This is a genomic window from Hydrogenimonas urashimensis (assembly GCF_016593255.1).
In the GTDB taxonomy this organism is placed as follows: Bacteria; Campylobacterota; Campylobacteria; order Campylobacterales; family Hydrogenimonadaceae; genus Hydrogenimonas; species Hydrogenimonas urashimensis.
Genome location: NZ_AP023212.1, coordinates 1,417,536 through 1,427,419, shown reverse-complemented (window position 1 = coordinate 1,427,419; position 9,884 = coordinate 1,417,536). Strand labels below are relative to the sequence as shown.

The 9,884-nt window shown below is 51.8% G+C and carries 7 protein-coding genes; 6 read left to right on the top strand and 1 reads right to left on the bottom strand.

What is annotated here, in order from left to right; all coding sequences use genetic code 11:
• Positions 1-198: 198 nt before the first annotated feature.
• Entirely contained in the window at positions 199-507 is a 309-nt protein-coding gene (locus JMG82_RS07300; RefSeq protein ID WP_201352065.1) for a hypothetical protein, read from the bottom strand.
• 435 nt (positions 508-942) lie between these two features.
• Between JMG82_RS07300 and JMG82_RS07295 the strand changes: the two genes are divergently transcribed.
• The 6 genes from JMG82_RS07295 to JMG82_RS07270 all read left to right on the top strand — a co-directional run bounded on the left by JMG82_RS07295 (position 943) and on the right by JMG82_RS07270 (position 9,657).
• A complete protein-coding gene (locus tag JMG82_RS07295) occupies positions 943-1,134 on the top strand; it encodes a hypothetical protein (protein WP_201352064.1) in 192 nt (63 codons plus the stop codon).
• Between the two features lie 83 nt (positions 1,135-1,217).
• The gene (locus JMG82_RS07290; RefSeq protein ID WP_201352063.1) at positions 1,218-2,717 is read left to right on the top strand and encodes a hypothetical protein; all 1,500 of its coding nucleotides are present in this window, start codon (positions 1,218-1,220) and stop codon (positions 2,715-2,717) included.
• Positions 2,714-6,586, top strand: coding sequence for a DISARM system helicase DrmA (gene drmA / locus JMG82_RS07285; protein ID WP_201352062.1), 3,873 nt, complete (start codon positions 2,714-2,716; stop codon positions 6,584-6,586). Before JMG82_RS07290 ends, drmA begins: the two co-directional genes overlap by 4 nt.
• Entirely contained in the window at positions 6,576-8,405 is a 1,830-nt protein-coding gene (gene drmB / locus JMG82_RS07280) for a DUF1998 domain-containing protein (RefSeq protein ID WP_201352061.1), read from the top strand. Before drmA ends, drmB begins: the two co-directional genes overlap by 11 nt.
• The gene (gene drmC, locus JMG82_RS07275) at positions 8,402-9,157 is read left to right on the top strand and encodes a DISARM system phospholipase D-like protein DrmC (RefSeq protein ID WP_201352060.1); all 756 of its coding nucleotides are present in this window, start codon (positions 8,402-8,404) and stop codon (positions 9,155-9,157) included. The genes drmB and drmC overlap by 4 nt, the downstream gene beginning before the upstream one ends.
• Positions 9,157-9,657 carry a very short patch repair endonuclease gene (locus tag JMG82_RS07270; RefSeq protein WP_201354271.1) on the top strand — a complete coding sequence of 167 codons (501 nt, stop codon included), beginning with the start codon at positions 9,157-9,159 and terminating at the stop codon, positions 9,655-9,657. The genes drmC and JMG82_RS07270 overlap by 1 nt, the downstream gene beginning before the upstream one ends.
• Positions 9,658-9,884 lie beyond the last annotated feature (227 nt).

Genomic DNA, 9,884 nt, shown 5'->3' with positions numbered 1-9,884 from the left:
ATGACGACAAAAGGGTTGAAGTGCGAATATCGAAACATGGTTGTTTTCAATTTCCTGGATTCTCTTTTATCGGAACTTCCTATTCTACAAATCAGTCAGGACAGATATTTTCATGAAGTGATGAACTTCACGGAATCACTTAGAATTTCATTGATCTATATTCCTTTCGGTATTTATAAAATATATCTATTTTCATATTCAGACACGGATGGATTCAGTTTCATCAAAGTGTTGAAGCTGATCGAAGACATAAACGATCCCGAGATAAAACGAATGGAAAAGGATATCGAAAAAAATTTTTCCAAGAGTTGGAGTAAAGTCAGAAACGGTGATATCGGTCGACATGTCGATTTTTTGAAATCCCGTTGTCAATATTACTCGGAAATAAGAAATACCGCCTCCATCAAAGCGACTTTCTATATAACGATCGTCGCCGCCATAATGTCGGTATATATTAGCAGAATTGACAATTTCGACGGCAATGGACTCAGATTGGATATCGAACATCTTCTATATGGACTGATAATGCTTTATTTGCTCAATATCGTGGTCATACTCCTGGCCTATATCGGTGTAGGTGGTTATAGATTGATGAAATATTCGACGTTCAGGGATGAAATCGACAACGAAGAAAAAGGTTTGTACTATCTTTGGTACACCAAATTTTTACGACTTCAAAAATATTCTTGGAAAGACACCAATTTTATATTGAATACCGAAAAATTTATAAGAATATTGTTTTTTTGGTATTTGATTTTGACGATATTCAAATTTTTATGGAGGTAGATACGATGAAAAAGCCCTATATATCCAAATATGAAGAGAAAGACAATGAAAATAGGTCGTCCAACGAGGAGAAGAAATTGTCGAAGGACGATACTACACTTACTCGTACAATCGAAATCAGCGATGAAGACAAGCTTTACGAAAGGGGAATGAAGGATGTATAAAAAACCTTATATTTCGAATTACGAAACCGATATGAGGACAAAAACCTATTCAGCAGCGGATACGATTTTGACAGAGGTGACAGAAGCATCGGATGAGGACAACTACGTAGAAACCTCCGATTGCGACGGTACCACCGTCGTCACGAAAAAAATGGAAGATAGTGATCCGGATTCGTTCGTATAGATATAGAAACGATGTCCAAATTGAAAAAATTGATTCGTTTTGTTGGAGAACTGTCGTATGAACCTTACAACTATGGAGTTTTTTTGGCTATCGATCGTTTCGGTGCATTGGGTGACAAGGGAATCGATCCTTTCAAGAAAATCGATCGAATAACCGGTACGATCGAAGACCCTGACGAAACGAGATGGTTACGGACGATAATATTCTCGAGTTACATTCTGGAAATGTATGTCGTCTATGCCCATGGGAGGAAAAGGCTTTTCATAGATACCGAGTATTGGTCGAATGTGGAGGGACAGAAAGTTTCACATTCAGATAGATTGCTTTTTTCGAAACTTTACAATACATTCAATGATATTCACGTACATCGTGTTCCTAAAATCGACCCTTTGGCTGATTTGATACTACCTATAATATACGAACAAATGGAATTGCAAGATAAATATATGTCGTCTTTTGTGAGATTCCATAAAATTTATGCTATCAACGAAGAAATAAACGAAATTTTCGAAGAGAGAAAAGGTCTATCACTCAAAAAAAGCATCATTCTGTCCTGGGTACTCTTCACCTTTCTTTCGAAGGATGAAAAGATGAGTGGAACGATCGATAAGAATTCTTTTATCGATTTTTGCAAGTCTATCGATGTGAGTTCGGAAGAGATCGAATCTTTTTTCAATCTGATAGCGTTGAGGAGGGAGGTGTTCAGGAAGAGATATTTTTCATTGAGACAAACACCGGACGGATCTTGGTACGGATGGGAGCAACGTGAAGCGTTCGACAGAGGATTGCCAAAAGTTTCTTATTTCTATCCAATGATCGACAACGAAAATGGAACGTATACTTTGGTTTCCTACACCGCATATAAAGAATATCTCAAGCTGAGGGGCTTCTATAGAACGATGACCGAAGAATTCGCGGATATCGAATTCAAATCGAGATATGCGGGACCACTATTCGAGGATTACGTTCGTGATCTCTTTTTTCGATACGACAGAGAAAACGACTTGGATGGATTCATAGGTGGTAACGAAAAATACAAAGTAGGCAAGAACGAGTACGACGAGCCGGATATCGTGTTCAAAACCGACGATTACATACTCTGTATCGAATGTAAAAGCACACCTTTTTCTCTGGGACTACTAAAGGAAAGGGAGCCGACGCATTTGGAAAGAATGAAAGACGACGTGTCGAAGTCGGAAAAGAACATTGAAAGATTCGTGAAATGCAGATTGACCGAAACGGAACGAGCTAAAAAAATCGTCAAAATATTGGTTTATTACGATATCCCTCATCTCGTAATGGCATCCTTGGTCAAAGAAGTACGTACTGCCGTCACAATGAGCGATTTTTACATTATGGATATAGAGTCTTTGGAGATGTTGTCGATGACATGTGGACAGCCAATACCGAAAGTACTTGAGGATTATTTGAAAGATTATCACAAGACTCATCAAGACATCAATACTTTTCTGAGAAGTTCTTACGAGTTCGATGCATACGACGAAGAAGCGAATGCTATTATCAAAGATTTGGTTGTAAAGGAATTGTGTCTGCCCACTACCGAAGAAAAGGAAACAACATGATGCCTATGAACAATACCACCGCTTGGATATTGAAAATCACCCGAAATACGATTCTGAAAAGATTCCACGTGACCTTTCGTCACACTGGAAGCATCTCCTTCCCCGATATCGAAGAAGGTGATGCTTTCCTACTCGTGAACGATACCGACGGCATCGTCGCTTTCGCTCGCATCTATCGTATCCGTGAAACCACGAAAGAGACGACCTTCTACTTCGACAAGATCCATCGACTGGACTCTTTCATGTCACTGGCGGAACTCGGACTGGAATCGTCACCTGAAAATATCGTCGTCCGACGTCTGGGCCACGATCGATTCGAAGAGGCGTGTCGTCGTGCTTGTGGGGTCTCTTTCGAAGAGATTCCGCCGATCGAAGGGAAAGATCCGATGGAGAGGGCGTATATACGGTCCTTGCTGCAGCTCGCCGTGCAGGACGATCTTTTGGGACCCGCCATGGGACCGCACGAAGAGATTATCGGCATGAGCGTGCGTGAGCGCTATCTGATGGGTAAACTCGCACCGGTGAACGCGAAACCGGAACAGACGGAGATGGTGGAACTGGATTCGGCGGAAGAGTCGAACGAGGACGACTCGACGAAAGAGGTCGACACCACTTCCAACCAGTCGCTCGTCCCCTCGTCGTTCGGACTCACATTCTGTGTGGATGCCGCCGTACGGCAGCTGTCCGTGGAAGCGGAATGGGGGCGCTACGAGAGGACCGAAAGCGAGACGAAAGTGGGTGAGAACGAAAAACCGTTGCGTTGCTGGAAAAGGATACCCTGTGGAGGGAAGATCGTTCTCGACGTGAAGGAAGGAATCGTGGAACCGAAGGAACCCGATCCAACGGCTCCAGGCGTGGTGATACAGGGAAAGATCTCGCAGCCTCTGGAGAACGGCGACAGACTCGTGACGCTCTTTCTGGTCGACACTCAGCAGGAACCATTGGAAAATCGCGACGCCGCGTGGGTCTTCCAGCCGAAACTCTCGGTTTCGCACCCCGAAGGGGAGGCGATCTTCCGCAGACGTCCCGTGCTCGAAGAGAGTGCCTACGATCCGGAGCGGGAGACGTTGGAGACACTCTACCGCAAGCGGGTGGAATTCGCCATCGGTCACGGCGTATCCGTCCACGCCGAAGTCTCCGAAGGGAATTCGGAGCGAGCGATGCGTGTGGAGACCGTGACGATGCCCGAAAAGGAAATAGCCGTCACGGAGACACCGGGTCTGCGAGACCGGGATCGTCCCGCGATGAGGGAGATGGTCGAAAAAGGTCATCTCGACATGGAGCGTCTGGCTTCGATGGAAGTGGAAGCTTTGGAAACGGCGTTACGCACGCTCACCGACGACTACGCACGATGGATCGAAGAGAACGAAGCGCGAATCGACGAAGAGTTGCCCGAATCGAGAAGGAGAAGTGCACGGGATTCGATGAATCGGTGCCGGGAAATCCATGAGCGGCTCGTGGAGGGGGTCGAAACGCTGAAAAAGGACGAAAGAGCGCTCGAAGCCTTTCGTTTCGCCAATCGAGCGATGGCGGAACAGCGCATCCACAGTATCTACACCCTGAAACGGCGACGAGGAAAGGCGGTGGATCTCGACTCGCTACGAGTTCCGGGTAACCGATCCTGGCGTGCCTTCCAGCTCGCCTTCCTGCTGCTTTCGGTTCCCGCACTCGCCGATCCCACGCATCGTGACCGAACTTCGCCGTTGGAAGCCTACGCCGATCTGCTCTGGTTCCCGACAGGGGGAGGAAAGACCGAAGCCTATCTGGGTGTCGCCGCCTTCGCGATGGGGATACGTAGACTACAGGGAAAGGCGGATGGATACGACGCGACGCGAGGGCTCGGGGTGATCATGCGATACACCTTGCGTCTCCTGACGATCCAGCAGTTCCAACGGGCGACCACCTTGATATGCGCCATGGAGGTGGAAAGGAGAAGGAATCCCGAAAAGTGGGGCGAGGAACCTTTTCGCATCGGGTTGTGGGTCGGACAGAAAGTGACACCCAACACGACGGAAGAGGCTCATAGGGCGATAGAGGAGATACGAAACGGCAAGAAGGTCACCGCCTCCTCTCCGACCCAGCTGTCGAGCTGTCCCTGGTGCGGCTCGGAGATCGCACCGGGACGGGACATAGAGGTCGACAAGGATCGTACGCGTACCGTACTGTACTGTGGAGATCCGCGTGGAAAATGCGATTTTTCCAGAAGAAGATCGCCTGGAATCGGCGTTCCCGTCGTCGTGGTCGACGAAGAGCTCTATAGACGGCCTCCATCCATGCTGATCGCCACGGTCGACAAGTTCGCCCAGATGGCGTGGAAAGGGGAGGTGAGAACGCTTTTCGGAAAGGCGACGATGGAGTGCCCCCGTCACGGTCTGATCGCCCCGGATTCTCTCCATTGCGGCGATCACCGGAAAAAGGGCCGTTCGGAGGCGACGAAAGCCAGGCCCATCGATCCGCTCCGTCCACCCGATCTCGTGATTCAGGACGAGTTCCACCTGATTTCCGGCCCACTCGGTACGATGGTGGGACTCTACGAAACGGCGGTGGACGACGCGTGTTCCTGGGAGTGCGACGGAAAGCGCGTGCGTCCCAAGATCGTCGCTTCCACGGCGACGGTACGAAAGGCCGACGAGCAGGTGAAGAACGTCTTCGTCCGACGGGTTTCGATCTTCCCGCCGTCGGGTATCGATATCGAAGACAACTTCTTTTCCGTCCAACGTCCTACGAACGAAGTGCCCGGGCGGAAGTACGTGGGGATTTTTTCCGCGGGAAGTTCCCGTCCGGCCATGCTGATCCGTGTCTACGTCGCGCTCCTGACGGCGGCGCAGGAACTGGCGGAGCGTTTCGGAGAGGCGGCCGATCCGTACATGACTCTGGTGGGTTACTTCAACTCCTTGAGGGAACTGGGAGGGATGCGCCGTCTAGCCGAAGACGACGTACGGACACGCTCCTACAAGGTCCGGATGGATCGAAACATCGAAAGGCCCCATCTGGCACAGAGGGATCCCTCCACCATCGTGGAGCTCACGTCGAGGGTGGCCAGCGCGGACATTCCGAAGATGCTGGACGAGCTCGAAAAGCCGTTCGTCGTGGAGCGAGCCGATGGCGACGGGTGGAAAGTGGTGAAAAAAGGGAAAGAATCGGCCGTGGACATCGTCCTGGCGACCAACATGCTCTCGGTCGGCGTCGACGTGGACCGCATCGGTCTCATGGTGGTCAACGGACAACCGAAGAACACCGCCGAATACATCCAGGCCACCAGCCGTGTGGGGCGTTCCTATCCCGGGATAGTCTACACCGTTCTCACCTGGGCTAGACCCCGCGACCTTTCGCACTACGAAACCTTCGAACACTACCACGATTGCTTCTACAAGCACGTCGAGGCCCAATCGGTGACCCCTTTCTCTCCGAGAGCGATGGACAGGGGACTGACGGGTACGATGGTGTCCATGGCACGTACGAGATACGAAGAGTTGGCCCCCAACGAGGGGGCCGGCGAGCTGAAGAGTCCGTCGGACTCCAGAATCGTGTCCGTGGAAGAGGAGATCGTCGCGCGGATGGAAAGAGTGAAGGATGTATCCGCCGGTCAACTGGCTAGAAGTATGATGGAGGAACGGGTGGATCGATGGACGAAGGAGGCGAACGAGAAAGGCCGCAGACTCGGTTACGACGTGAAAAGGAAGAAAGGAGAGGTCGCCGCGTTGTTGAAGCGGCCAGGTGTCGAACCCTGGGATATCTTCACGGTACCCACCTCGATGCGGGAGGTGGAGCCCGGCGTGAGACTCGTCTTGGAAGAGAGAACGCTGCAGGAGAGCGACATGCCGACATGGAGAATACGCGAAAGGAAAGGGGAGAACGATGGCCGATAGATACGTGGTGGGATCGATACGCCCCAGCCAACTGCTCTGGACCTACGGTCCCGGTGCGATGATCGACCTACCGAACCTTTCGGTGGTGACGATGGGACTGGATCATTGGGACGTCGGTCGATGCGAGCGGGTCGAAGAGGCCCGCCTGCTCTCCATCGTTCGCAGGACGCTCGGTCCACAGGTGAAAAACCTCTTTCTCCCACCCATACCGGAGAACGAGGAGGCCGATCCCTTCTCGGCCGAAGCTAAGGTGGGAGTTCCGGTACTCGTCTTTCCTCGATGGCTCCGTTGCGTGAAGTGCGGCACTCTCGCCACGGTGGATTCGGGACTGTTCAAAGTCAGAACCAATCCCTACAGACCGGACACGACTCACTACGAACACGTGACTTGCGATAAGAATCGTGGACGACCGGCACCCGCGGTGCCCACACGTTTCATGCTGGCCTGTCGGGCGGGACATCTCGACGATTTTCCCTGGCACTGGTTCGTTCACGACGGCCCTTCCGATTGTCGAGGAGTGTTGAAATTCTACGAAACGGGCGCTTCCTTGCAGACCGAGAACCTCTGGGTGGAATGCAAGACGTGCGGCAAGAAAAAATCGATGGCCCGGGCCTTCGGGAAGGCGGGAGTGAACAATCTACCGGCTTGTAGGGGGCGACATCCACATCTACATATGTTCGATGGAGATTGCGAGGAGGAGGCGAAAGCGATATTGCTGGGAGCCTCCAACGCCTGGTTTCCGACCACCGTCTCCGTACTCGCCATTCCATTGGAAGAATCGCTGGATCAGTTCGTGGAGGACGGTTGGGATTACTTCGAAGACGTGGAAGACGAAGCGGAATTGAAGGTGGTGCTGAAGACGTTGAAGAAGGCCAACAAACTGCATGGAATCGAGAAATACGATCTCGAAGAACTGTGGAAAGCGATCGAAAGGAAACGAAAGGGCGAGACGACTTCCGTGAAGGAGGAAGACGTGAAGAGGCCCGAATGGAAAGTGTTGACGAGCTCCGAACCGCCGAAGGACTGGCCCCATTTCCTCGCGGAGGAGGTGGGACCTCCGAAAGGTTTCGAAAGTGAGTTCCGAAGCGTTCTCCAGTTGAAACGCCTACGGGAGGTGGTCGCGCTCGTGGGTTTCACGCGTATCGAAGCGCTCGACGAAGCGGTGGAGGAGGAAGAGCGTCCGCCCTCGGCGCCACTCTCGCGCACGGCCCCCGAATGGGTTCCGGTCTCGGAAGTGCACGGTGAGGGGATTTTCCTCCGTTTCGACGAAGAGGCCGTGAAACGGTGGGAAGAGAGGACAGCCGTCCGTGAGCGAGACGAATCGTTGAGAAAAGGACATGTGGGGTGGCGTAACGCACGTGGACTGGATCCTTCCATCGGATATCCGGGGGCTCGTTACGTCATGATCCACACCTTCGCCCATCTGTTGATTCGCGAGCTGGCGCTCGAATGCGGATACAATTCGGCCAGCCTGCGAGAACGGATCTATGCCGACGAGGGGATGGCCGGTGTACTGATCTACACCGCCGCACCGGATTCGGACGGTACTCTTGGCGGTCTCGTCGAACTGGCCGAACCCGAAGCGCTGGGCCGTACCATTCGACAGGCACTCGAGAGAGCGAAAGTCTGCGCTTCGGATCCTCTCTGCGCCGAGCATGAACCGGACAGGGACGCGACGACCCACGGAGCGGCATGCCACGCCTGTGTCTTCGTTTCCGAAACTTCCTGCGAAAGAGGCAATCGTCATGTCGATCGGGCGTTCGTCGTGGAGACCTACGCCACGAAAGGCACCGCGTTCTTCGACGAGAGTTCACGATGAATCCGGAGCTGCGCTCCTTTCTCGTCGAACTGGCCTCCAGATACGGGAGGGAGAAAAGCGAATATCTGGCCAAGCTTCTCGATGGAATTTCGACGATGGAGAAATTACCTTCGATCGTGAATCGATTGGGTGGGTGGATGAATACCGACGATCTGGAAACGCTTGCCGAAATGTGCGAACGTTCGTCCGATCTGGATTCTTCCCTCTGTGCCGAAGCGTTGCGTACTGCCACGATGACTCTGGAAAACGAAAGAAGCCGTGAAAAAGTCTCACTGGTGTGGACTGGACCGACAACCCCTTTCGTATCCACGAGGAGCACGAAAAGCGTTCTGATCGACATCGTCGGGCGGGCGAGAAGTTCTCTCTTTCTGGTCAGCTACGTCGCTTACGACGTGGATTCTATCGTCCAGGCGCTCGGAAAAGCGCTGGAACGGGGAGTGAAGATCGAGTTGCTGATGGAATCGACGGAGGCTCATGGTGGGAGAGTGACCATGGATTCGATCGGACTCCTACGTGAGAAATTGCCCGGAGCCATATTCTACTGGTGGGACGAAGAGAACGCTTCGGTTCACGCCAAAGGTGCCGTGGTCGATGGGAAAAACGCGTTCATCACGAGTGCCAATCTCACAGGTGCGGCGATGGAACGGAACATGGAGCTTGGTGTTCTGATCGAAGGTGGAGAGGTACCGAAAAGACTCCACGAACACCTGGAAGCCCTGGTGACGACGAAAAAGATAAAGAGAGTGGAGTGATGGATACCGTCGACAGAGCCACTCGATCGAAGATCATGTCGAAAGTCGGACGCGAAGCGACGGGACCGGAGATGAAACTGCGAAAAGCCCTGTTCGCCAGAGGATTCCGATACCGGCTCAACGTGAAGAAATTACCGGGATCTCCGGATATCGTACTGCCGAAATACAAGGCGGCGATTTTCGTACACGGTTGTTTCTGGCATCGGCACGAAGGGTGCAAATACGCCACCATGCCGAAGAGCCGTGTCGAGTTCTGGACGAAGAAGTTCGAGGACAATGTCGCACGAGATCGCCGCAACGTCGAGAAACTTCTCGAAATGGGATGGAGAGTACTCGTCGTATGGGAGTGCTCGTTGAAAGGGAAAGATACCGGGAAAGTGGAACGAACGATCGAAGAAGTCGTCCGTTGGTTGAAGTCCGACGTACGATTCGCGGAAGTACCGAACGATTCGATAGACGATGTTTCGGGATTGGAAGAAAAATTATTGGACGACTCGTGATTTACGATCGGAAAATCGAATGTGGATGAGAAACATGGCATTTCGAATCGCTTGATGACGCATTTATGGTAAAGGAGTCGACTGTCGAAAGAATGAAAGATTCGGTAATTTTTGGTTCGTCTTTAGAGATCGCATCCTCATCTATTTTCCGAAAGTCGCGAAGCGGATTTCGAAAGAACGTTCGACAAATCCATTGTCACATTGTATGGAGGCGAATCGTCGATCCA